Origin of the sequence: Bradyrhizobium sp. CB2312, from assembly GCF_029714425.1 — a bacterium.
Taxonomy (GTDB): Bacteria; Pseudomonadota; Alphaproteobacteria; order Rhizobiales; family Xanthobacteraceae; genus Bradyrhizobium.
On the sequence record NZ_CP121668.1, the window covers coordinates 2,500,054 to 2,521,546 of the forward strand.

General features: G+C 64.9%; 22 protein-coding genes. 13 read left to right on the forward strand and 9 right to left on the reverse strand.

Annotation, left to right across the window (positions count from 1 at the left end; all coding sequences use genetic code 11):
- The first annotated feature begins 27 nt into the window (after nucleotides 1–27).
- From QA642_RS11840 to QA642_RS11870, 7 genes are all read left to right on the forward strand, one after another.
- Nucleotides 28–420, forward strand: coding sequence for a BlaI/MecI/CopY family transcriptional regulator (locus tag QA642_RS11840; protein WP_027560480.1), 393 nt, complete (start codon nucleotides 28–30; stop codon nucleotides 418–420).
- On the forward strand, nucleotides 417–2,936 hold the full coding sequence (locus QA642_RS11845; protein ID WP_283084826.1) for a M56 family metallopeptidase: 2,520 nt from the start codon (nucleotides 417–419) through the stop codon (nucleotides 2,934–2,936). Before QA642_RS11840 ends, QA642_RS11845 begins: the two co-directional genes overlap by 4 nt.
- A 291-nt stretch (nucleotides 2,937–3,227) precedes the next feature.
- On the forward strand, nucleotides 3,228–4,709 hold the full coding sequence (locus QA642_RS11850; RefSeq protein ID WP_283084827.1) for a DUF1800 domain-containing protein: 1,482 nt from the start codon (nucleotides 3,228–3,230) through the stop codon (nucleotides 4,707–4,709).
- A gap of 2 nt (nucleotides 4,710–4,711) precedes the next feature.
- The gene (locus QA642_RS11855; RefSeq protein WP_283084828.1) at nucleotides 4,712–5,962 is read left to right on the forward strand and encodes a DUF1501 domain-containing protein; all 1,251 of its coding nucleotides are present in this window, start codon (nucleotides 4,712–4,714) and stop codon (nucleotides 5,960–5,962) included.
- Between the two features lie 27 nt (nucleotides 5,963–5,989).
- Nucleotides 5,990–6,157, forward strand: a complete 168-nt coding sequence (locus QA642_RS11860) for a hypothetical protein (RefSeq protein ID WP_283087163.1) — start codon at nucleotides 5,990–5,992, stop codon at nucleotides 6,155–6,157.
- Nucleotides 6,158–6,310: 153 nt separating this feature from the next.
- Complete coding sequence (locus QA642_RS11865; protein ID WP_283084829.1) at nucleotides 6,311–6,829, forward strand: septal ring lytic transglycosylase RlpA family protein; 519 nt, start codon at nucleotides 6,311–6,313, stop codon at nucleotides 6,827–6,829.
- Between the two features lie 211 nt (nucleotides 6,830–7,040).
- Nucleotides 7,041–7,196, forward strand: a complete 156-nt coding sequence (locus QA642_RS11870; protein WP_283084830.1) for a hypothetical protein — start codon at nucleotides 7,041–7,043, stop codon at nucleotides 7,194–7,196.
- A gap of 272 nt (nucleotides 7,197–7,468) precedes the next feature.
- Here the strand turns inward: QA642_RS11870 and QA642_RS11875 are convergent, their stop codons facing one another.
- From QA642_RS11875 to QA642_RS11885, 3 genes are all read right to left on the reverse strand, one after another.
- Complete coding sequence (locus tag QA642_RS11875; RefSeq protein WP_283084831.1) at nucleotides 7,469–7,774, reverse strand: hypothetical protein; 306 nt, start codon at nucleotides 7,772–7,774, stop codon at nucleotides 7,469–7,471.
- A gap of 113 nt (nucleotides 7,775–7,887) precedes the next feature.
- Nucleotides 7,888–8,163 carry a hypothetical protein gene (locus QA642_RS11880; RefSeq protein WP_283084832.1) on the reverse strand — a complete coding sequence of 92 codons (276 nt, stop codon included), beginning with the start codon at nucleotides 8,161–8,163 and terminating at the stop codon, nucleotides 7,888–7,890.
- A 130-nt stretch (nucleotides 8,164–8,293) separates the two neighbouring features.
- Nucleotides 8,294–10,972 carry an alpha/beta hydrolase fold domain-containing protein gene (locus tag QA642_RS11885; RefSeq protein WP_283084833.1) on the reverse strand — a complete coding sequence of 893 codons (2,679 nt, stop codon included), beginning with the start codon at nucleotides 10,970–10,972 and terminating at the stop codon, nucleotides 8,294–8,296.
- Nucleotides 10,973–11,142: 170 nt separating this feature from the next.
- Here QA642_RS11885 and QA642_RS11890 point away from each other — a divergent pair, with 170 nt between their 5' ends.
- On the forward strand, nucleotides 11,143–11,388 hold the full coding sequence (locus tag QA642_RS11890; RefSeq protein ID WP_283084834.1) for a hypothetical protein: 246 nt from the start codon (nucleotides 11,143–11,145) through the stop codon (nucleotides 11,386–11,388).
- Nucleotides 11,389–11,632: 244 nt separating this feature from the next.
- The gene (locus tag QA642_RS11895; protein ID WP_283086860.1) at nucleotides 11,633–13,093 is read left to right on the forward strand and encodes a carboxylesterase family protein; all 1,461 of its coding nucleotides are present in this window, start codon (nucleotides 11,633–11,635) and stop codon (nucleotides 13,091–13,093) included.
- A 16-nt stretch (nucleotides 13,094–13,109) separates the two neighbouring features.
- On the opposite strand, the gene QA642_RS11900 is transcribed toward QA642_RS11895, so the two are convergent.
- Nucleotides 13,110–13,289, reverse strand: a complete 180-nt coding sequence (locus QA642_RS11900) for a hypothetical protein (protein WP_283084835.1) — start codon at nucleotides 13,287–13,289, stop codon at nucleotides 13,110–13,112.
- Between the two features lie 160 nt (nucleotides 13,290–13,449).
- On the opposite strand from QA642_RS11900, the gene QA642_RS11905 reads away from it, so the two are divergent.
- The gene (locus QA642_RS11905; RefSeq protein WP_283084836.1) at nucleotides 13,450–14,247 is read left to right on the forward strand and encodes a class III extradiol ring-cleavage dioxygenase; all 798 of its coding nucleotides are present in this window, start codon (nucleotides 13,450–13,452) and stop codon (nucleotides 14,245–14,247) included.
- 179 nt (nucleotides 14,248–14,426) lie between these two features.
- The gene (locus tag QA642_RS11910) at nucleotides 14,427–15,197 is read left to right on the forward strand and encodes a hypothetical protein (protein WP_283084837.1); all 771 of its coding nucleotides are present in this window, start codon (nucleotides 14,427–14,429) and stop codon (nucleotides 15,195–15,197) included.
- Between the two features lie 24 nt (nucleotides 15,198–15,221).
- Here QA642_RS11910 and QA642_RS11915 read toward each other — a convergent pair whose 3' ends face one another.
- The 4 genes from QA642_RS11915 to glgC form a co-directional block, all read right to left on the reverse strand.
- Nucleotides 15,222–15,902 (reverse strand): nucleoside deaminase, encoded by a 681-nt coding sequence (locus QA642_RS11915; RefSeq protein ID WP_283084838.1) that lies wholly within the window; start codon nucleotides 15,900–15,902, stop codon nucleotides 15,222–15,224.
- A gap of 312 nt (nucleotides 15,903–16,214) precedes the next feature.
- Entirely contained in the window at nucleotides 16,215–16,475 is a 261-nt protein-coding gene (locus QA642_RS11920; protein WP_283084839.1) for a SemiSWEET transporter, read from the reverse strand.
- Nucleotides 16,476–16,607: 132 nt separating this feature from the next.
- A complete protein-coding gene (glgA, locus tag QA642_RS11925; protein ID WP_283084840.1) occupies nucleotides 16,608–18,068 on the reverse strand; it encodes a glycogen synthase GlgA in 1,461 nt (486 codons plus the stop codon).
- Nucleotides 18,065–19,327 carry a glucose-1-phosphate adenylyltransferase gene (gene glgC, locus QA642_RS11930; RefSeq protein ID WP_283084841.1) on the reverse strand — a complete coding sequence of 421 codons (1,263 nt, stop codon included), beginning with the start codon at nucleotides 19,325–19,327 and terminating at the stop codon, nucleotides 18,065–18,067. Before glgC ends, glgA begins: the two co-directional genes overlap by 4 nt.
- Nucleotides 19,328–19,679: 352 nt before the next feature.
- Between glgC and QA642_RS11935 the strand changes: the two genes are divergently transcribed.
- Complete coding sequence (locus QA642_RS11935; protein ID WP_283084842.1) at nucleotides 19,680–20,099, forward strand: hypothetical protein; 420 nt, start codon at nucleotides 19,680–19,682, stop codon at nucleotides 20,097–20,099.
- Between the two features lie 114 nt (nucleotides 20,100–20,213).
- On the opposite strand, the gene QA642_RS11940 is transcribed toward QA642_RS11935, so the two are convergent.
- A complete protein-coding gene (locus QA642_RS11940; RefSeq protein ID WP_283084843.1) occupies nucleotides 20,214–21,194 on the reverse strand; it encodes an ABC transporter substrate-binding protein in 981 nt (326 codons plus the stop codon).
- Between the two features lie 64 nt (nucleotides 21,195–21,258).
- Here QA642_RS11940 and QA642_RS11945 point away from each other — a divergent pair, with 64 nt between their 5' ends.
- Nucleotides 21,259–21,474 carry a hypothetical protein gene (locus tag QA642_RS11945; protein ID WP_283084844.1) on the forward strand — a complete coding sequence of 72 codons (216 nt, stop codon included), beginning with the start codon at nucleotides 21,259–21,261 and terminating at the stop codon, nucleotides 21,472–21,474.
- Nucleotides 21,475–21,493: the final 19 nt, after the last annotated feature.

Below are 21,493 nucleotides of genomic sequence, written 5' to 3' on the forward strand. Positions count from 1 at the left end.
GAAACTCAAGCCGCAAGGTAAGCCGCCATGGACGATCGTTTGCCCGAACTGGGAGACCTCGAGCGCGAGGTCATGCAATTGGTTTGGGCCCATGGTCCCGTCACGGCCGAAATCGTGCGTGAGCGGCTGTCGCGGCGCCTGAAGGAGTCGACCGTGCGCACCGTGCTGCGCCGGCTCGAAGAAAAAGGCTATGCTAACCACACCGTGGACGGACGGACCTATGTCTACACCGCCGCCGAACCACGCGCGAAGGTCGCCGCCAAGGCGGTGCAGCGCATCGTCGACTGGTTCTGCAACGGCTCGATCGAGGAAGTCCTCGTCGGCATGGTGGACAATGCGATGCTCGACCAGCAGCAGCTGCGCACGCTGGCCGATCAGGTGGCCAAGGCGAAGAAGGCGAGGGGAGTGAAGAAAGAATGATCGCAACTCTGGCGGAGGCGGCGCTGCGCTCCCTTGTGCTGGGAGGCGTCGTCTGGTTCGGTCTTTATCTTTTTCGCGTGCGAAATCCACACGTCCACATGACGGCGTGGATCGTCGTGCTGCTGGCGTCGCTGGCGATGCCTTTCGTGATGCATTGGCCGACGCTGACCATCACGCGGCTGCCTCTGCCGATGCCCATGCCGGACGATGTCGTTCCGGCCGACATCTCGATGCTGGAGACGCCGCAGCCAGCCCTGGCGATGCCGCCGGGCGCCGCCGTCGTGGCGCCGGCGAGGGGCGGGTTCTCGATCAATTGGTGGCTGGTCGCCACCATCGTCTATGCCGGCGTCGCCGGGCTGCTCTTGCTGCGGCTCGCCATCGGCCTCTGCCTGACCTGGCGCCTGGCGCGGGCGGCGCAGCCCGTGAGCGGCGCGACCATGATCGGAGCCGACGTGCGCGTCAGCCGCGACGTCGGCGGTCCGGTCACCTTCGGCTCGACCATCCTGGTGCCGCCGCAATTTGCCGGCTGGGACGCGAAGAAGCGCCTCGCGGTGCTCGCGCATGAAGGCGCGCATGTCGCCAATGGCGATTTCTACATCCTGCTGCTGGCCTCGCTCAACCGCGCGGTGTTCTGGTTCAGCCCGTTCTCGTGGTGGCAGCTCGCGCGCCTCGCCGAGCTCGCCGAGATCATCAGCGACGCCGAGGCGATCGAGGTGATCGACGACCGGCTGTCCTATGCCGAAATCCTGCTGGATTTCGCCAGCACCGTGAAACCGCGGCCGGTGGAGCTCGCGATGGCGCGCGCCTCGACCGTGCGCGCCCGTGTCGAGCGCATCATCGCGGCGGCCGCGATGCCCGTCGCGGTCGGCTGGCGCAAGCGGCTGTGGATCGCGGCCGCGATCGTTCCAGCCGTGATCGTGTCCGCCGGCATGATCGCCTATCGCACACCCGAGCCCGCGCCCGTCGCCGCCGAGACCGGCGAGGTGCCGGCCCAGCATTATCGCCCCTTCGTCAATTTCTATGCCATGGGGCCGTCTTCCGTGTTCGCCATCTTCCGCGAGGGCGACGAGCTCTATGGCCAGCTCACCGGGCAGCGCAGGCTGCGCCTGACGGTCGGCAGCGACGGCACCGCGTCCTACGCGGCCTCGTCCGGCGAGATCACGTTCTCGGCTGAGGCGGAGCGCCGCTCCTCCGAGCTGATGCTGCGCATGAACGGCCGCGACATTCGCGCGGTTCGCGTCGCCGAGATGCCGACGGCGGCGGCCGAGCCCGCAGCGCTTGATCAATATGTCGGCTGGTACAGGGTCGCGCCGAACCGCGTGCTCACCGTGCGCCGCGACGGCGATCGTCTCCAGGTGCAGGAAACCGTGCAGGGCCAGGCGGCGCTCCTCACCGAGGGGACCGACGTCTTCTCGATCCATGGCGACAATCTCTTGATCTTCCTGCGCGACGCGCAGGCCAAGGTCTCGCGGGTTCTCGTCCAGAACGCGGTGTTCGGCGCGCGGCTTGCGCCGCGGATCGACGCGGCGGTGGCGCAGGCGATCGAGGCCGATTTCGCGCGCCGTGTCGCGGAAGTTCCGGATCGCTTCCGGGAGCAGGTCCCGGTCGCCGGCGGCAAGGACTTGATCTTGCGCGGGATCGAGGACTTACGGCGCGGTACGCCGAACTACGATCGCATGAGCGCCCCGCTGGCTGCCAAGATCCATCGTCAGCTCAATGAAACGCAGGCGACGTTCGCGGCGCTCGGCGCAGTCGAGTGGCTCTTCTTCCGCGGCGTCGGCCCCGGCGGCTACGACATCTATGGCGCGAAGTTCGAGAACGGCACGGCGGAATTCCGCCTGCTGCTCGAGCCCGACGGCAAGGTTGGCGACGTGCTGTTCCGGGCCGACGGCAACGACGAACTCGGCGGCATTGTGCTTTGCGCGGAGGAGGCGAATGTGCGCGGCTACGCCGGGACGTCGCCGATCAGGATCATGGTCTATAACGAGATGGGCGAGGACATCCAGGTCTTCAATCTCGATGCCGGCGGCAATCGCAGGATGCAGAGCCTCGTCAGGCCCAACGCGACCTGGGCCGCGACCACCACCGTGAACAATCCGTGGGTGATCGCCGACAAGTCGGGGCGGTGCATGGAGATCCTGGTGCCGGGCCGGCAGACCCGCTTTCACAATGTGGAAGCCTCGAATATCGGTGCCAAGCCGGGACGCGCGGCACGCCGCGCCGTTCCGATCGCCAATGGCGAGGAGATGCTGCGCCGTTACATCGAGAGCGTCGGCAAGGGCCGGCCGGACTACGAGCACATGACGCCGGAGGTGGCCGACCTCACGCGCCAGCAGCTTCCGTTCGACCAGGCGATCCTGGCGCGGTTAGGTGCGCTGCGCGCGGTCTCCTTCCGCGGCGTCACCGCGCTCGACAGCGACATCTACGTCGCCCAGTTCGCCAACGGCTCGGCGGAGTGGCGCATCGGCGTCAGGAACGGCACGATCACGAAAATCGCGCTCGGGCCGAATTTCTAAAGCGCGATGAGATCAGGGTGAATCGTCATCGCGCTTTAGCTTGTTGTTCGCGCATGACCTTTTCGGAAAACCGCTGCGCACTTTGCGCTAACGCGGCCCTTCGGGTCCGGATCATGCTTTAGGACGACTCTCGCCGCCGGCCAGACAGGCCGGCGGCTTCCGATGTCTTGATGGCGGTCGCTCAATCTCTGCTTGCGCGCTCATCTTGCGAATGTTACGATCGGTAGCATTACGGTTCGTAGCTTCGTGCGACATGCCGTCGGGCGGCGCGAAAAGATCTGGGCGTTCGCCATGAGCAATTCCGCAAAGGCCGAAGCTGTGCTGGCGCTTCATCGCTTCGGGATGGGGCCGCGACCGGGATCGATTGCCGCTGTCGGGACGGACCCGCGCGGTGCGCTGATCGCAGAGCTCGAGCGGCCGCTCACGCTGACCGGAGCGGCCAGTCTTCCGACGAGTGCGAAGGCCTATCGCACTGTGGCCGACGCCAATGCGCGGCGCACCGCGCGCGCCAAGCAGGCGCAGCAACAGGCCAAGAAGCAGCAGATGGCTGCGACGCAGCTTGCTACGGGCGAGCAAGGTCAGGCTCAGGCGCAGGCCGAGGGGCAGGCGCCGGCGCAAGGCCAGGAGAAGGACGCCGCCGAGATGGCGGCAAAGCAGGCGGCCGACGCCATTCCCGATCCCGGCCGCCCCATCTACTTGCAGGAAGCCAAGCTGCGCACAGAGGCCGCGCTGTCCGCCGAGATCGGTTTTGCCGAGCGGCTGGTGTGGTTCTGGTCCAATCATTTCTGCATCTCGGCCAACCGGATCCAGAGCATGTCCGGCGCCTATGAGCGCGAAGCGGTGCGCGCCAATGCGCTCGGCCGCTTCGTCGATCTGCTGCTGGCCACCGAAGGCCATCCGGCGATGCTGTTCTATCTCGACAATCTGGAATCGATGGGTGCCAACTCGACGGCGGGAATCAATCGCAGCCGCGGCCTCAACGAGAACTTTGCGCGCGAGATCATGGAGCTGCATACGCTTGGCGTGCGCACCGGCTACACCCAGGACGACGTCATCAGCTTCGCCAACGTGCTGACCGGCTGGACCCTGGTGCCTCCGGGCGCTGATCCCACTCACGGCGGTGAGTTCACCTTCAATCCGCGTCTGCACGAGCCCGGCGGGCAGACAGTGCTCGGCAAGCGCTACGACCAGGACGACGCCGAGCAGGGCCGCGCCGTGCTGCGCGACCTCGCCGCGCATCCGGCGACCGCAACCCATGTCGCAACCAAGCTCGCGCGGCACTTCGTTGCGGACGAGCCGCCACCGGCGCTGATCGAGCAGCTCGCGAAGACCTTTCGCGACACCGAAGGCGATCTCAAGCAGGTCGCGATCGCGATGGTGTCGTCGGACGACGCCTGGCGCGGGCCGCCGTCGAAGCTCAAGCGTCCCGGCGAATGGGTCATCGGCATGGTGCGCGCGACCGGGATCACGGTCGTCGATCCCGTCCGCTACACCGGCGGCCAGGAGCTGCTCGGCGAGCCGCTGTGGCGTCCATCGATGCCCAAGGGCTATCCGGACGACGAGGTGAGCTGGATCGATGGCGTCGGCCGGCGGCTCGACGTCGCCAACAATTTCGCCGAGCGCATCACCGGCATGGCCGATCCGCAAGTGATCATCGAGGACGTGTTTGCATCGCAGATCGGGAGCGAGGTGAAGCAGGCGGTCGGCCGCGCCGAGAGCCGGCAGCAGGCGCTGGCGCTGCTGTTCATGTCGGCGGATTTTCAGAGGAGGTGAGCATGGGCCTTGATCATCATCTGCCCACGCGGCGCGAGCTTCTGGTCGGCTCCGGCGCGCTGTTCGCGTGGAGCCAGATGCCGCGGATCGCGCGCGCCGAAGGCCGCGACCCGCGCCTGCTCGTGATCGTGCTGCGCGGCGCGCTCGATGGCCTCGGTGCGGTCGCGCCGGTCGGCGATCCCGACTGGGCCTCCTTGCGCGGCGATCGCGCGCTGCTGCTGGACGGCAAGCCGCCGGCGCTGCCGCTCGATTCCTTCTTCGCGCTCAACCCGGCAATGCCGAACCTGCATCGGCTCTACAGAAACGGCAAGGCCGCGATCGTTCACGCCACCGCGACGCCCTATCGCGAGCGCTCGCATTTCGACGGCCAGGACGTGCTGGAGAGCGGCATCTCGAAACCCGGCGTGACCGCGTCGGGATGGCTCAACCGCGCGCTGCTTGCGATGGAATCCGGCGGGCGCGTCGACCCGCGCGGCAGCCGCGCGCTCGGCATCGGCTCGGTGACGCCGCTGGTGGTGCGCGGCTCGGCGCCTGTGATGACATGGGTGCCGCAAAAGCTGCTGCCGGCGAGCGAGGACACGCAGAACCGCCTGCTCGATCTCTACCAGCACACCGATCCGAAGCTTGCGACCGTGCTCCAGGCGCGGATGAGGCTGGCTTCGCTCGGCGGCGCGCCGGGCGCGGGCGATCCAATGTCTGATGATCCGACCCTGGCGCCTCCGGGCATCGCGCGTGTGCGCGCCTATTTTGCCGAAGCCGCCGGCACCGCCGCGCGCTATCTCGCAAAGCCCGACGGCCCGCGCGTCGGCGCGATGGGCTTCGTCGGCTGGGATACGCACATCGCGGAAGGTGCAGCCTCCGGCCAGCTCTACAATCTGCTCGGCGCGCTCGACGGCGCGTTCGCGGCGATCGAGAGCAACATGGGCGAGGCGTGGAAGGAGACCGTGGTCGCCGTCGTCACCGAGTTCGGCCGCACGGCGCGCATCAACGGCACCGAAGGTACCGATCACGGTACGGGCACGATCGCCTTCCTCATCGGCGGCGGACTCGCCGGCGGCCGCGTGATCGCGGACTGGCCGGGCCTGAAGCCGGCGCAACTACTCGAGGATCGCGACCTCAAGCCGACCACGGATCTCCGTGCCGTGCTGAAGGGCCTGCTCAGGGATCATCTGCGCGTCGAGGAGAAGGTGCTGGCAGAGACAGTCTTCCCCGGCAGCGCTGAGATCAAACCGATGGGAGGCCTGCTCGGCTGACGGCGTTGTCGCAATGGAATCGGGTTCGTGATGTGCACACTGACGCAATTGGAGCTCGACTTTCTCGTCAGCCTGAAAACCGGCTGGCGACGGCTCTATTGGCGCGAGCTGACGCGGCTCCTGAAGGGTGACGCCGAGACAGGTGAGGCCCGGCCGGACGCGCGGGCAATCATTTTGCGGGTTGTATCGGGTTGATTTCCCGCGAGTTTTGTTCCGATTCGGGAACAAGGACTGTGGTGGAATGGCCACAGCTGGCGCGAAAGGACCGTGGCCGCAAGGCCGCTTTTGTTCAGACAAGGTTCTGCCCTCATTGCCCACCGAAACTTGGGGTTGTTCGGAGGGCGCATCATGTCTCGCATTGCAAGTGCCGAAACTGCCCGGATGTCCCTGGTAACTTCGAGCCGGCTGTTGCTGGTCATCGTCGGTGCCGCTTCGCTCGCCGCGTGCGCGCAATCGCCGGTCGGCCGCCAGAGGGCGGATCTCGGCACCAGCCGCCAAGCTATGATCGAGCGGCCGCACAGGATCGCGGCATTCCATCCGCGGCCGATCCACCGGGCGCGCGTTCCTGATAAAACTCGCGAGGCAAAAAGCGCCTCGCATGGCGTTGCCAGCTTCTATTCGGATACGGAAACCGCGAGCGGCGAGAAGTTCGACAAGAACGAATTGACCGCGGCCCATCCGACCCTGCCGTTCGGCACCAAGCTGCGTGTCACCGATGTTTCCTCCGGCCGCTTCGTCACCGTCAGGGTCAACGATCGCGGGCCGTTCGTTCGCGGACGCGTGGTCGACATCTCGCCGTCCGCGGCCGAGGCGCTCGGCATGGTCGACAAGGGCGTCACCAATGTCAGGCTCGACGTCGTGCGCTAGAGCATGATCCGGACCCGAAGGGCCGCGTTAGCGCAAAGTGTGCAGCGGTTTTCCCTCGCGACAAACGCGGAACGCGCTTGCGCGGAGATCATGCTCAAGCAATTGAGCCGCGATTCGTCGAGCTGAGACCCACCGCGCTTAACCGGCTGTTAGCTGCTTCTCGCGCACCATGGCTGCCCAAACAATCCAGTGCGGTTGGGGAGGCGGACGCTTGAACAAGATCCAGTATCTCGAAGATCAGGCCGCGCGTGCCGAGCGGCTCGCCAAACGGATCACGGATGCGCTGACGATCGAAAAGCTGCTGACCTTCGCCGGCGAACGCCGCCGCGAGATCGAACTCATCGCCGGCAAGTACCGGCGCGTCTAACTCCTCTAATCCATGCACTGAACGCATTCGCCCTCTCTTTGAGGCGCGGAACTTCTCTTCGCCTGCCGCGTCATCTGGGCGAGGCAAGAGGAGGAGGACATCATGGGTTTTGGAAGAGGTGCTTTGCTTTGGCTGCTTGGCGTGCCGCTGCCGATCATTCTGCTGCTGGCATTGTTCTGGCACCACTAACATTTCGACACGAAAAAGCGCCGCGGACGCGGCGCTTTTTTTGTTGCGTGCGATTTGAAGTCCATCAGCTGCGCAATGCGCGATCAGGTGTGGCTCTCGACGAAGTCGCTGAGATAGTCGGGCAGCGTGACGCCGTCGATGTCGCAGCGCGCCCGGATCTCGCCGGCGACATCTGTCGAGATGTCCTTCATCCAGTGCTCGAGCGTGTTGAAGGAAATCACCTTGATGGGATCGTTGAAGCAGCCGGCGACGAGCTCGCCGATGGTGGCTTCGAGATCGCTGCGCTCGACGCGAATTTCGGTCGCCTTGTCGAGGCGATCGATCACCACGAACAGGGTCTGATCTGCGCCATAAGGCACGATGGAAGATGGTACGCTGGCTTCAAGCATCTTGAGGCACTCGTCTTGACTTCCGATCCCCATTAACGGGAAAAACCGGAAGAAGGTTCCTGCCTTGATCGGAAGCTTGTCGCGCGCGTGCAGCTTTCAGCGCCTGCACGCAATCAGAGAAATTCCCGCAAGCGCGACAGCTCGGCGACGTGCTCGGGCGAGAGGATATCCGTGACCAGCGGCGGCTGCGCCGTCGTGTGGATCTCATAGAGATGTCTGGTCGTCGCCGGCTTGCCCATGAAAGCTGAGATGCACTGATCGAGCGTGCCTTCGCTCACCTGATAGGTGTCCCTGTCCGGCTGGCGCTGGTTCGCCAGTGACGGCCATTTGTGCAGGACCGCAAGCGCACTGAAATTGACCTTTGAACCTGAAACTGATGCGTCCCTCATTGTCCCGCCCTCACGCAAAAAACACCCCAGCACGCTGGTTTGCGTGCCGGGGCCCACTATCGCTGCATCTCAATGCCACAGCCACTCAACGCGGCGGCCGGAAAAAGGTTCCCGGCCGCCTTGTTGCCCGTCAGCTCGCGGCAGCTGCGATCTTGTGCCCCGGACTGACATGACCGTGGCTGGTCTCGTCGCCGCGACTGACCTCCGGCGGAAGCCCGGCAAAGCGCCGCAGCGCTTCGGCCATCTGTACCCGGCCCTGCACGCCAGTGATCACCACGTCGACCATCGCAAAGGACGAGTGGAAATGGCCGCGTGCCTTCAGCTGTTCGACGGGGACGCCGGCAGCCTGCATCGCCTCGGCATAGGCGATGCCCTCGTCGCGCAGCGGATCGAACTCGCAGGTGACGACGAAGGCCGGCGGCAGCCTTTCGACCTTGCCACGCAGCGGCGAGACGCGCGGATCGGTGCGGTCGGCCGGTGAGCAGTAGAGGTCCCAGAACCAGTACATCAGCGAGCGCGTCAGGAAATAGCCGATCGCATTGTCGTTGTAGGACGGACGATCGAAGGTGCAGTCCGTCACCGGACACACCAGCAATTGACCGGCGATCTCAGGCCCGCCGCGGTCGCGCGCGAGCTGGCAGGTGACGGCGGCGATGTTGCCGCCGGCGCTCCAGCCCGCGACCAGCACCGGCCCCGGTCTGCCGCCGAACTCGGTGGCGTGCTCGGCGATCCAGCGCGCCGCCGCATAGCCGTCCTCGGCGGCGGCCGGGAAACGATGCTCCGGCGCGTGGCGATAGCCGACGCTGACGAACATCATGCCGGTCCGCCGCACCATGTCGCGGCAGAACGGCTCGTCCGACTGTTCGTCTCCGAGCACCCAGCCGCCGCCGTGGAAATAGACCACGACCTGATGCGGTCCCGGCGTCGCCGGCTTGTAGGCGCGGTAAGGCAGCGGGCCGTCGGCGCCGGGCAGGGTGCCGTCGACGATCTCGCCGATCGGCCGTCCCGCAGGCCGGCCCTTGTTGAATTCGTTGACGAAGGCGCGCGCGCCGAACGCGCCCATCGACTCGATCGGCGGCAGGTTGAGCGACGTGAGCAGGTTCATGACCAGCCGCACATCGGGCTGCAGGCGCACGACTTCGCCGTCATTGCACTGCTCGGTGCCGTTCGCGCCGGTGAGCCTGAAGCCGAGCATGCCGCGGCCGACGACCTCGTCGCAGATGCTGCGATAGGGACCAACGCCGCCGGTATAGGGCATCAGGCCCGGCACGTTGGCGCCCGTGTACCAGGTGTTGGCGAGCCGGTGCAGCGTCAGCATCGAGCAGTCGGCCATGTGCCGGCCCCAGCCGGCCTGCGCCGTCTCGGTCGGCTCCATCGTGTTGAAGCCGGCGTCGCGCAGAGCAGCGAGACGATCCACGACCCAGTCGACATGCTGCTCGATCGACACCGCCATGTTCGAGAGCACCGACGGGCTGCCGGGCCCGGTGATCATGAAGAAGTTCGGGAAGCCTTCGACCGTGAGCCCGAGATAAGTCTGTGGACCCTGTGCCCAGACGTCGGTGAGCGACTTGCCGCCGCGTCCGGTGATCGGGTGCACGGCACGGATCGCGCCGGTCATGGCGTCGAAGCCGGTCGCGAACACGATGACGTCGACATCGACATTGCGCTTGGCCGTGGTGATCCCGGTTGCGGTGATCGCCTTGATCGGCTCTTCGCGCAGATTGACCAGCGTGACGTTCGGCCGGTTGTAGGTCGCGTAATAATTGGTGTCGAGGCACGGACGCTTGGCGCCGAAGGGATGATCGTGCGGCGTCAGAGCCGCGGCCGTCTCGGGGTCCTTGACGGCAGCGCGGATCTTCTCCCGGATCAGGTCCTGGACGATCTTGTTGCCGTCGACGTCAACGGCCTGATCGGCCCAAAGCTGCGTCAGGATGTGGACGAGGTCGCCGGCCGCCCAGGCGCGCTCGAACCGCTCGCGACGCTCGGCATCACTCAATTGCCAGCTCACCACCGTCTGCTGCGGATAGGGCACGCCGGCCATCGACTGACGCGCCTGCTCGCGATAGGCCGCGCGGTCGCTTTCAAAGAAAGTCCTGCGATCTTCCGGCGCCGGACCGTTACCCGCGGGCAGCGCAAAATTCGGCGTGCGCTGGAATACGGTGAGATGCGCGGCCTGCTCGGCGATCAACGGGATCGATTGAATCGCCGACGATCCCGTGCCGATCACCGCGACGCGCTTGCCGGCGAGATCGACGCCATCGTGCGGCCAGCGCCCGGTGAAATAGACCTTGCCCTCGAAATCCTTGACGCCGTCGATCTCCGGCGGCTTCGGCGTGGAGAGGCAGCCGGTGGCCATGATGTAGTGGCGGCAGGAGACCGGCGCGCCGTTGTCGGTCGTGAGCTGCCAACGCTTGGCCGCCTCGTCCCATCTGGCTTCGGTGACCTTGGTCTTGAAGCGGATGTCGCGCCTGAGGTCGTAGCGGTCGGCGACGAAGCCGAGATAGCGCAGGATCTCGGGCTGCGTCGCGTATTTCTCCGACCAGGTCCAGGCACTCTCGAGTTCAGGATCGAAGGTGTAGCTGTAGTCGATGGTCTGGATATCGCAGCGCGCGCCGGGATAGCGGTTCCAGTACCAGGTGCCGCCGACGTCGCCGGCCTCTTCGAGACCGACCGTCGAGAAGCCAGCCTTGCGCAGGCGGTGGAGCAGATAGAGGCCGGCAAATCCGGCGCCGACCACGGCAACGTCGACCTCTTGGGCGGTTCCGCGCGTCGTCTCGGAGGCACGTGTCGCAACCATTGCGTCAGGCATGGCATTTCCTCCCGTGCATTTTGTTTTGCCGGCAGGCTAATCCTGCAGGCTGGGCTTGTCATCAGAGCAGGCGCAATCTTCGGTAGTCGGTTGCGGCGCGCGACGATACACGCACCGCGATGCACAATCGCCGGGATTGTCCGGGCTAATCAGAGCACATCCTTCTGTGTATGCTTGCGGTTACACGCCACGCGTCCCAGGGCGTCATGACAGAGCTGAGCGAGCGAACCAAAGCGAACATGGACGTCGTCCTGGAGGAGACGTGCCGCCAATTGCCGCATGGCGGCGATCACGACAGCCGCAAATTCATCGCCGAGCGCCTGATCGAGGCGGCGCAGGCGGGGCACTCTACGCTCGGTGAGCTCGGTATTATCGCAAGGCGCGCGCTGGCGGAGATCATCGCGAAGAGCGGTTAGGCGCGCCGTCGCAATGGTAGCTCGGCTGCGCTTGATGTGTGCAGCTCCCTCCACATCGTCATGGCCGGGCTTGTCCCGGCCATCCACGCCTTTCCCCGTTGCACGAAGAACGTGGATGCCCGGGACAAGCCCGGGCATGACGGCTGTTGCAAGTAGGGAGAGGCACGACTCCCGCCGAGCTTGCCTCTTCGCGCATCCCAGACGTAACCTGCAGGAACCTTTCCGCGCATCGAGATCCCTCATGATGCGGTCCCTGCTTGCGCTCATTGCGACGTCCGCGTTCCTTTGCTGTGCCGGCTTCGCCGTCGCCCAGCCGGTCGGACAGTTCCCCTTTGCGCTGACGCGCGAGGGGCAGATGCTGGGCGCCGTCGAGGGCGAGGTGGCCTCGTTCAAGGGGCTGGCCTATGCGGCGGCGCCGGTCGGTGCGTTGCGCTGGCGGCCGCCGCAGGCAACGGCCGAAAGCTCGGAGATGCGCACCGTCTACGATTACGGTGCACCGTGCCTTCAGCCAGCGCTGCCAGGCGCGAGCGAGGATTGCCTGACGCTGAACGTGTTCCGTCCCTTCGGGGTCGACGGTCCGCTGCCGCTGATGGTCTTCATCCATGGCGGCGGTTTCGTCTCGGGCACGGCGAACGATCCGCTGTTCGACGGCGCCAAGCTCGCGCAGGCGGGCCTCATCGTGGTCACCGTGAATTATCGCCTCGGCGCGCTCGGCTGGCTTAGCCATCCCGAATCGTCGGACGGCGGCTCCGGCAATTACGGGCTGATGGATCAGATCGCGGCGCTGCACTGGGTTCACGACAACATCGCGGCTTTTGGCGGCGATCCCGGCAATGTCACTCTGTTCGGCAGCGACGCAGGCGCGACCTCGATCGCGCTGTTGATGCTGTCCGCGCCATTGCGCGGCCTGTTTCAGAAAGCCATCCTGCAATCGGTGCCGGGCCGTAGCCGCTTGCGCTCGGCTCAGGAGGCCGAAGCCGTGGGCCGGCAGTTCGCGGCGGCGCTGGGGTCGCAGACTGATTTGCGCGCGGCCGAGCCGCGGCGCCTGGTTGCCGCCCAAAAACATCTGCTGGAAAAATCGCCGCACGGCTTTGCGCCATTCATCGATGGAGCTCTGGTGACCGGAGAAATTGCCGAGGGCTTTGCGGCCGGCCATGAAAGCCGCATCCCCCTGATCATCGGCTCGAACGACGACGAGGCGGGCCTCGATACAGACCTCGACATCAAGGAGGTGCTCGCAGCGTCAGGCGCCACGAGCGAGGAGCTGCGCAATTTTTATCCCGATCTCGCCAAGCCTTCAGACCTTGCGGCGAGGTTCTACACCGACAAGGTCTTCTCCGAGCCGGTGCGGCTGTTGGCCCGCCTGCATGCCGCAAACGGTGCGCCGACGTTTCGTTATCGTTTTGCTTATGTGCCGGAAGCGCGGCTTGCAAATCCCGACGGTGGTCACGGGCGGGAGTTGCAGTTCATCTTCGGCGTGGAGGGTGTGCCCGGTGCAGGCATCTTCTCGCGCCGCGACCGCGAGGTCGCAAGCCGCATGCGCAGCTACTGGGTCAACTTCGTGAGGGGCGGCGACCCCAACGGTCCCGACCTGCCGCGCTGGGACGCGGCCGCAGACCGCGATCGCCTGCTGCTGATCACGAACGACCACATCGCGAGCGGAGACGATCCCTTGTCGGAGCGTCTCGACCGGCTCGCGCGCTAGGCGGGATGAGTTGGATCTAGGCCGCGAGCTCGACGCACGGCGCCGGGCTCAGCCGGTCTTCCTCCAGATAGTCCACCGCACCGTCCTTCTCGACGGCATAGAACTGCTGGCCTTCCCGCGACTTGAAGGCGGCGCGAACGACGCCGCGGCGGCCCTTGTCACTGTTGACGACGTCCCCCAGCGCAAACTTCCTCATCTCACGTCCCTGGCAATCGGCCGACTCCTTCGGCCACACGTCAGGGACTTTGGGCGGCAAATCGTTAACGACTTGCTAACCATGCCGGTTTGCCTATGCTCGCCGCCGATCGCGCGGGCAGCTCGCACGCGCATGTTGTCTTCGAGCCGGGCCTTTACCCATGACGCGATTTCCAACCCTGTTTCTGTCTCACGGCGGCGGCCCCTGGCCGTTCATGGAGGACAGACGGGTGCAATATGCGAAGACCGCCGAGGCGTTCGGCCGGCTGCCGCAGCTTCTTCCCGAAAGGCCCAAGGCCGTGCTCGTCATCACCGGCCATTGGGAGGCCGACGCCTTCACGGTGTCGACCTCGGCGCATCCGCCGATGGTGTACGACTATTACGGTTTCCCCGAGCATACCTATCACCTCAAATATCCGGCGCCGGGCAAGCCCGAGCTTGCAGCCAGGGTGGGGGCGCTGCTCAAGCATGCGGGTCTCGATTGTCGGGAGGATCCCAACCAGGGTTTTGACCACGGCACCTTCGTGCCGCTCGGGCTGATGTATCCGAACGCCGACATGCCGATCGTGCTGCTGTCGCTGAGATCGACTTACGATGCGGCCGAGCACATCAAGGTCGGGCAGGCGATCGCCTCGCTCCGCGACGAGGGCATTCTGATCGTCGGCAGCGGGCTCACCTATCACAACATGCGCGGCTTCGGCCGCGCGGAGTCCAAGCCCGTCTCGTATGATTTCGAGGCCTATCTGAACGAGGCGATCAGCAACCCCGATGCGGCGCGCCGCAACGCGATGCTGATCGACTGGGAGAGCGCACCGAGCGCGCGCCTTGCGCATCCCCGCGAAGACCATCTCCTGCCGCTGATGGTGGCCGCCGGCGCCGCCGGCAGCGATGTCGGCAAGCGCGTCTTCGTCGACGAGGTCGCGAACGTCGCGATGGCGTCGTATGTGTTCGGCGGCTGATCTCGCTTGCCAGCGCCGCGATCAGGCGGCAGCTGTGGCGTCCGAGGCACAGTTCCCCAACAACTGGCTTCCAATCGGGAGGCCTGTCGATTTTGTCTAGACGGGCAGTGCTAGTGCCGGCTTACTCTTGATTGCCCGAGTCTAGAGACACTTCGGTTTCAGGATTATCGACGCCTCTGATGACGCTGCATGTCACGGTCAACGACGCTCAGGCTGGCGCCCCCCGCTGTGACATGAAGGCGGTCATCGCCGTAGTTGGACTTGCGATCGAAGCCAGAATAGCCGGCGCGCCAGCGATGATTGCTGATGGTGACCGGACCGCCTTTTACTTGCGTGACGCTATCAGACATGGCGCGCGCGGCATCATAAGTTTTGGGGTATGCGGCGGGCTAGATCCGAAGCTCCGACCAGGTCATATCGTCATCGCCTCGTCGGTATTTGCCGCGAAAGATGAAGCTTATCCAGCTGACGTCCCCTGGGCCGAGGAGCTCCTTCGGATGATCCCGGGTGCCAGCTATTCCGCAATAGCTGGAGTCGCTTCCCCGATGACGAGTCTTGAAGAGAGGCGGGACTTCCATGGCATCACCGGGGCGGTCGCCGTTGATATGGAGTCGCAGACCGTCGCTCGAATTGCTTCCGAACTCAGAATTCCCTTTGCCGTCTGTCGTGTTGTTCTAAACCCTGCGCATCGAAAGCTTCCGAGGGCAGCGCTCATAGATATCGGGCCCGCGGGTAAGGCTGAACTGCGCAAGATTGGACGTTCGCTTGTTCAAGACCCGGGGCAACTCCCTGGTCTTAGCCGGCTCGCCGTTGACTCTGTCATCGCGGTGATGGCCTTGCACAGCGCCAAGCAACGGATCGGAACTCACTTTGGTTTTCCGCACCTCTGTTCACGAAACCCAGTTCCCATTCCGACGCGTGCACTTGAAACGATAGCCACACGCGCCTGATCCTGCAGTAGCGCGCTCCCGATCCTAGACTCGAGGCTTGTCCAGGTCCGAGGTGTTTGAATCTGCACGCCGGCGCAGGAAGACGTTACTCACCGAAAGAGCTGGCGCGGCCAAAATATCCGCCAACGCATTCCAGGAAAACGTTGGCCGAGGCGCGCCCGCATGGCACGAAGTCTGCTCGGCCGCTCGTCCGATGCAGCCTCGTCGTCTCATAAATCGCCAGGCGAGCGGGTTCCAGTCGCGCCAGACCTGCTCGGCCCTTTGGGATAGCAAGCCAGAGACGATTTCCGGCGCAGGTCCGAAGACCTCAGGCAGTTTGCTCGACAAATTGTTGTCCGACAGAACGTCCCATCTCGAAAATCCGCCCATGATCGGAGATGAAATGGCGAACACCACGCGACCAATCCGCGCCTCCCGTGTCGGGAAAGAACACATTGGGCAAGGTTCGACGATTGAATACAAAGTGCAATCCGGCAAACGCTTTTGTCCTAGAATCTTCTGCGCCTCTGAAAGAGCCACGAGTTCCGCGTGTCGGGTCACGTCGCATTCCGATGAGACGTGGTTGGTCGCTTCTGCGATGACCTGTCCTCGAGACGCGATTACGGCGCCGAATGGCAGCTCTCCTTGCTTCACCCCTTGCCGAGCGAGTTCGAGGCATCTTTCCATCATTCGCAAATCTTGGACGTCAGCTTCTGATCTAGTCATAGGCGCCCCCTCGGGAACGCGAGATCGGTGTTGATAATGCGTCTGTCGCCGCCACTTCATATTACGGCGGCGTCGTAGCGACGAAGAATCTTCCGGCGCCGCTACGGAGGCGGCTCCAGCGGCCTGGCATATTGGCAATTAAGCAGCGGGCTACAAACAGTCTGACTTGATCTGGATCAAGGACCGTTACTTTTCAGGTACCGCACGGACCACACGATGATTGATTGTCTATGTCGGCTCCGGGGTCCCGCGAAAACAGACATCCCGGCTTTTATGGGTACACGCGCCAATCCGCTCTACGCAGCTTCAACCTCACCCGTACTTCAGCTTCATGAACAGGATGCCGCCGGCGAGCAGCATGGTGACGGCGTTCGAGGCGATCAGCGGGCCGTCGCCGCTGAGCAGGCCGTAGATGAGCCAAAGCGCGAGGCCCAGCACCATGACCAGGAACATGCCGAGCGAGATGTCGCCGGTGGAGCGGGTCTTCCACACCTTGATGGCCTGCGGCGCATAGGCCACGGTGGTGCAGGTGGCGGCGGCAAAGCCGATCAGCTTGATCACGAATGGTTCCATGCGCGCTCTATAGCATGGATTCGACGAAGGCCACGCCTAGAGCTTCGCTCCGATGAAATCGGAACGAAGCTCCAGATTCTAGTTTTGACGCGTTTTCTTGACGCGAACCGGTACCCACTTCGCTTGAAAACGCTACGCCCGGCGCGCTGCCATGAGATCGCGATACAGCGCGGCATAATCGCCGGCGCGGTTGCGCCAGGAGACGTCGGTGACAAGGCCGCTCAGTTGTAGCCGGCGCCAGGTCAGCTTGTCGTGGAAGGCGGTGTTGGCCTTGCGCAGCGTGCCGACGAGGGCATTGGTGGTCACGGGGCCGAACTTGAATCCGGTGGCATCGCGGCCCGAAGCATCGGCCTCGCCGATATCGACGATGGTGTCCTCGAGGCCACCGACGCGGGAGACGATCGGCACGGCGCCGTAGCGCAACGCGCAGAGCTGGGTCAGGCCGCACGGCTCGAACCGCGACGGCACGATCAGCGCATCGGCGCCCGCCTGGACCAGATGCGCCAGGATCTCGTCATAACCGATCATGACCCCGATCCGGCCGGGATTGGCGCGGGCGGCGGCCTGATAGCGTTCCTGGAGATCGCGATCGCCGCTGCCGAGCAGCGCGAGCTGCATGCCTTCGGCCAGGATGGTCGGAATGGCCTCGAGCAGGAGATCGAGCCCCTTCTGCCAGGACAGCCGGCTGATGACGCCGAGCAGCGGCGCTTCGTCCGAGGAATCCAGATTGAATTGCTGCTGGAGCACCGCCTTGTTCGCGGCGCGGAACGTCAGGTCTCCGGCGCCGAAGCGATAGGCGATGTGCGGATCGGTTTGCGGATTCCACACCTCGGTGTCGATGCCGTTGAGGATGCCGCTGAGCACGCCGGCGCGTTCGCGCAAAAGGCCGCCGAGACCCATGCCGCCTTCGTCGCTCTGGATCTCCCGCGCGTAGGTCGGCGACACCGTGGTGATGCGATCGGCGAGCTGGACGCCGGCCTTCAGGAAGCTGATGCCGCCGTAATATTCGAGGCCATGGACGTCGAACGCGGACTCCCAGGGCAGGCCGATCGCGCCGATCAGCCCGCGGTCGAACTTGCCTTGATAGGCCATGTTGTGGATCGTCATCACGGTACCGGGCCGTGGACGATTGTCGTAGTGCAGATAGGCCGGCGCGAGCCCCGCCTGCCAGTCATGGGCATGGACGACATCGGGCACGAAAGCGGGGACGAGGCGGTGGCCGATATCGGCCGCGATGCGCGACAGCGCGGCGAAGCGGATGCCATTGTCCGCCCAGTCGACGCCGTCGGTGGTGACGTAAGGATTGCCCGGACGCGCATAGAGATGCGGGACGTCGAGCACGAACAGGTCGAGGCCGTCATGGGAGCCTGCGAGCAGGCGTCCGGGGCCGCCGAAATAATCCGGCCAGCGCCGGATCTCGTCCGCGCCGGTGAGCAGCCGCATCACGTCGGGATAGCCCGGCATCAAGGTGCGCATCTCGACGCCGTGCGCCTTCAGCGCAATCGGCAGCGCGCCGGCGACATCGGCGAGGCCGCCGGTCTTGACGATGGGGTAGACTTCGGAGGCGACCGCGAGGACGCGAACAGGCGTCATGTATTGAGCCTGTCGATCATCGGCTGGGTGATCAGCGAGATGCCCTGCTCGGTGGTGCGGAAACGCTTGGCGTCGAACTCCGGGTCCTCGCCGATGACGAGGCCTTCGGGGATCTCGACGCCGCGGTCGATCACGACGTTCTTCAGCCGCGCGCCGCGCCCGACATGGACGTAAGGCATGATCACGGCGTTCTCGACATTGGCATAGGAGTTGACGCGCACGCCGGTGAACAGCAGCGAGCGGCGCAGCGAGGCGCCGGAGATGATGCAGCCGCCTGACACGAGCGAGCTCACGGCCTGGCCGCGCCGGCTCTCCTCGTCATGGACGAATTTCGCCGGCGGGGTGATCTCGGCATAGGACCAGATCGGCCAGGCGCGGTCGAACAGATCGAGCTCCGGCACCACGTCGGTGAGGTCGATATTGGCGGCCCAATAGGCATCGACGGTGCCGACGTCGCGCCAATAGGCGCGGGGGTCGCTGCCGGAGCGGACGCAGGACGTCGAGAACTGGTGCGCCATCGCGCGCCCGTTCTTGACGATGTAGGGGATGATGTCCTTGCCGAAATCGTGATTGGAGTTTTGGTCCGCGGCGTCGCGCTTGAGCTCCTCGTAGAGGAATTTCGCGTCGAACACGTAGATGCCCATGCTGGCGAGCGAGACATCAGGCTTGCCCGGCATCGGCGGCGGATCCTTGGGCTTTTCCAGGAACTCCTGGATCCAGCCGTCCTCGTCGATATGCATGATGCCGAAGCCCGAGGATTCCACACGCGGCATTTCGAGACAGCCGACGGTAACGTCGGCGCCGCTATCGACGTGCTGGCGCAGCATCACCTCATAATCCATCTTGTAGATGTGGTCGCCGGCGAGCACGACGATGAAGCGGGCATTGTGCGACTCGATGATGTCGATGTTCTGGTACACGGCATCCGCCGTGCCGACATACCACATGCTCTCCGACACGCGCTGGCTGGCCGGGAGGATGTCAAAACTCTCGTTACGCTCGGGGCGGAAGAAGTTCCAGCCCATCTGCAGATGCCGGATCAGGCTGTGCGCCTTGTACTGGGTGGCGACCGCGAGGCGGCGGATGCCGGAGTTCACCGCGTTCGACAGCGCAAAATCGATGATGCGGGACTTGCCGCCGAAATAGACCGCGGGCTTGGCGCGCCGGTCGGTCAGCTCCAGGAGCCGGCTGCCGCGTCCGCCGGCCAGGACGAACGCCAGTGCCTGACGGGCAAGCGGCTCGGGTCTCGCGGCACTCATGTGATCCTCCCACAGCTCGGGCGCTCCGCGAGAGGCTTCCCCGCCCGCGCGCATTGGAACCGATAGTAACGGTACGAATAGTAAATCGGGAAGGTGGTTGTTGGTTGCGAACACACGGGAAGCTTAATGCTTTGCCGCGGGGGCCGGGCCCGTCGCGTCGTCGTCCCGGTGTCACATCGGTGCGAGGCTGGACGCGGCATAGCGCGCCCGGTCGGCCGCGTCTTGTGCGCCGCACGCAAAATCCAGGCTTTGAGAAACAGGCTTTGAGAACAGGCTTTGATTTGGCGCAAGGATGCCCGATCATGCCGGCGCGATCCCATTTCCAAGCAAACGTCAGACAGGGAGCACGACGATGAGGATCTGGAAAACGGCAATTGCCTGTTCGCTGGCGGGCGCGGTCATGGCCGGCCAAATCGGTCAGGCCAATGCGGCGCCGATGCCGACCAATGTCGCGACCATGAAGGCCGCGGCCGGCGATGACGTCACGCAGGTGTATTGGCGCGGCGGCTGGGGCTGGGGCCTCGGCGGTTTCGCAGCCGGCGCGATCATCGGCGGCGCCATCGCCGCCAGCACCGCGCCTTACGGCTATGGCTATTATGGTGGCGGTCCGTACTACGGCGGCTACGGCTATCCGGGCTATGGCTATGGTTATGGTTACGCGCCGGCCTATTACGGCTACGGACCGGCCTACGCTTACCCCAGATACTATCGGCCCTACCGTCCGTATTACGGCTATCGCTACGGCTACTACCGGTCCTACGGATATTGGTAAGCTAGAGCGACAGCCACACGATCAGGCTCATGCAGGCGAAATGCATGAGCACGATCGCGGCGAGATGCAGCGGGCCGGCCCTGAGGCGAGGTGCGCGCATCCCGCCGCTTCCGCCTAGTTCGATCCCGCAGCCGCAGCGGTGAAGCTGCGGTCGACGGCTTTGCTGACGTCGAGCGTCTTCGGCAGGATGCCGTAACGCGTCGAGCGGTCGGACGCTTGTTGGATTTCCTTCACCACGTTCTCGTCGATCACGATCGGGCTGGTGCGCTGTGCGGCGTAGGCGGACAGCAGCACGTCCTCCGGCAGCCTGGTCAGCTCGGCGGTGTTCTTGGCATATTCGGCGAGATGGTCGAGCGACCATAGCCGCGCCTTGTTCAGGCGCTGCACGAAATCCTGCACCGCGGCGCGCTTGGTGGCGATGGCGCTGTCGGAGGCGACGATGAAGGTGATGGTCGGCGTCAGGCCTTCGCCGTCGGCGATCACGCGGGCCTTGTCCTTCAAGGTCGCGAACGAGACATAGGGCTCCCACACCGCCCAGGCATCGATCGAGCCTGCGACAAGGGCGATCTTGGCGTCGACCGGGCCGAGCGGGGCGAAGGTCGCATCCTCCAGCTTGATCTGCGCCTTCTCCAAGGTCGCGTCGATCAGGAACTGGCCCCAGCCGCCGCGCGTGCCGGCGAGGCGCTTGCCTTTGAGGTCGGCCGCCGATTTGATCGGCGAATCCTGGCGCACCAGGATCGCCTGCGTCTTCGCATCCGAGCGCGTGCCGCCGATCGCCTTGATCGGCGCGCCGGCCGCGTAAACCGACAGGAACGAGAGGTCGCCGGTGTAGCCGACGTCGAGCGCGCCGGCGTTGAGCGCTTCCAGGATGGGAGCAGCCGCCGGAAATTCCGACCATTCGATCTTGTAGGGCAGGTCCTTGGCATAGCCGGAGATATCGAGCAGCGAGCGGTTGCCGCCCTTCTGGTCGCCGACGCGCAGCACCACCGTGTCAGCGGCGAATGCAGCCGCGGCGGTCGATAGCGTGATGGCGGCGGCAAGCAGCGATGCGGCGAGCCGGCGGGTGATGGAATGATCGTCGGAGTTGATGCTCATGTGGCCTGTCTTGTTGCTTTGCTCACGACGCGTGAGCGAGCGATGCAGCGAGACGATCAAGTCTATGATCGCGCAATGCGCAGTCAATGAAATGGCCATTCGTATTGTGCACGCATCGGGCAAGGACGTTTTTGCGAAGCGCAGCTTTCGAGAACGTGTCGTGCGTGCAGCGTCAGGATGCGCAGGAATGAAGCAGGCGAGCGGCCGCGTCGCGCTCTGCCAACCGATGCAGCAGCGGAAATCGTTTCATCGCGGCTACGCGCGCCGGTGGAGAGAATGACTTCACCTCGCGTCACATT

Bases quoted from the DNA above. Each gene is read 5' to 3' on its own strand.
- QA642_RS11865 (WP_283084829.1), top strand. From the start codon at position 6,311: ATGTCTCGCATTGCAAGTGCCGAAACTGCCCGGATGTCCCTGGTAACT.
- glgA (WP_283084840.1), bottom strand. From the start codon at position 18,068: ATGACGCCTGTTCGCGTCCTCGCGGTCGCCTCCGAAGTCTACCCCATC.
- QA642_RS11890 (WP_283084834.1), top strand. From the start codon at position 11,143: ATGCTTGCGGTTACACGCCACGCGTCCCAGGGCGTCATGACAGAGCTG.
- QA642_RS11845 (WP_283084826.1), top strand. From the start codon at position 417: ATGATCGCAACTCTGGCGGAGGCGGCGCTGCGCTCCCTTGTGCTGGGA.
- QA642_RS11895 (WP_283086860.1), top strand. From the start codon at position 11,633: ATGCGGTCCCTGCTTGCGCTCATTGCGACGTCCGCGTTCCTTTGCTGT.
- QA642_RS11850 (WP_283084827.1), top strand. From the start codon at position 3,228: ATGAGCAATTCCGCAAAGGCCGAAGCTGTGCTGGCGCTTCATCGCTTC.
- QA642_RS11940 (WP_283084843.1), bottom strand. From the start codon at position 21,194: ATGAGCATCAACTCCGACGATCATTCCATCACCCGCCGGCTCGCCGCA.
- QA642_RS11910 (WP_283084837.1), top strand. From the start codon at position 14,427: ATGACGCTGCATGTCACGGTCAACGACGCTCAGGCTGGCGCCCCCCGC.
- QA642_RS11900 (WP_283084835.1), bottom strand. From the start codon at position 13,289: ATGAGGAAGTTTGCGCTGGGGGACGTCGTCAACAGTGACAAGGGCCGC.
- QA642_RS11920 (WP_283084839.1), bottom strand. From the start codon at position 16,475: ATGGAACCATTCGTGATCAAGCTGATCGGCTTTGCCGCCGCCACCTGC.
- QA642_RS11875 (WP_283084831.1), bottom strand. From the start codon at position 7,774: ATGCTTGAAGCCAGCGTACCATCTTCCATCGTGCCTTATGGCGCAGAT.
- glgC (WP_283084841.1), bottom strand. From the start codon at position 19,327: ATGAGTGCCGCGAGACCCGAGCCGCTTGCCCGTCAGGCACTGGCGTTC.
- QA642_RS11915 (WP_283084838.1), bottom strand. From the start codon at position 15,902: ATGACTAGATCAGAAGCTGACGTCCAAGATTTGCGAATGATGGAAAGA.
- QA642_RS11905 (WP_283084836.1), top strand. From the start codon at position 13,450: ATGACGCGATTTCCAACCCTGTTTCTGTCTCACGGCGGCGGCCCCTGG.
- QA642_RS11885 (WP_283084833.1), bottom strand. From the start codon at position 10,972: ATGCCTGACGCAATGGTTGCGACACGTGCCTCCGAGACGACGCGCGGA.
- QA642_RS11880 (WP_283084832.1), bottom strand. From the start codon at position 8,163: ATGAGGGACGCATCAGTTTCAGGTTCAAAGGTCAATTTCAGTGCGCTT.
- QA642_RS11945 (WP_283084844.1), top strand. From the start codon at position 21,259: ATGATCGCGCAATGCGCAGTCAATGAAATGGCCATTCGTATTGTGCAC.
- QA642_RS11855 (WP_283084828.1), top strand. From the start codon at position 4,712: ATGGGCCTTGATCATCATCTGCCCACGCGGCGCGAGCTTCTGGTCGGC.
- QA642_RS11935 (WP_283084842.1), top strand. From the start codon at position 19,680: ATGAGGATCTGGAAAACGGCAATTGCCTGTTCGCTGGCGGGCGCGGTC.
- QA642_RS11840 (WP_027560480.1), top strand. From the start codon at position 28: ATGGACGATCGTTTGCCCGAACTGGGAGACCTCGAGCGCGAGGTCATG.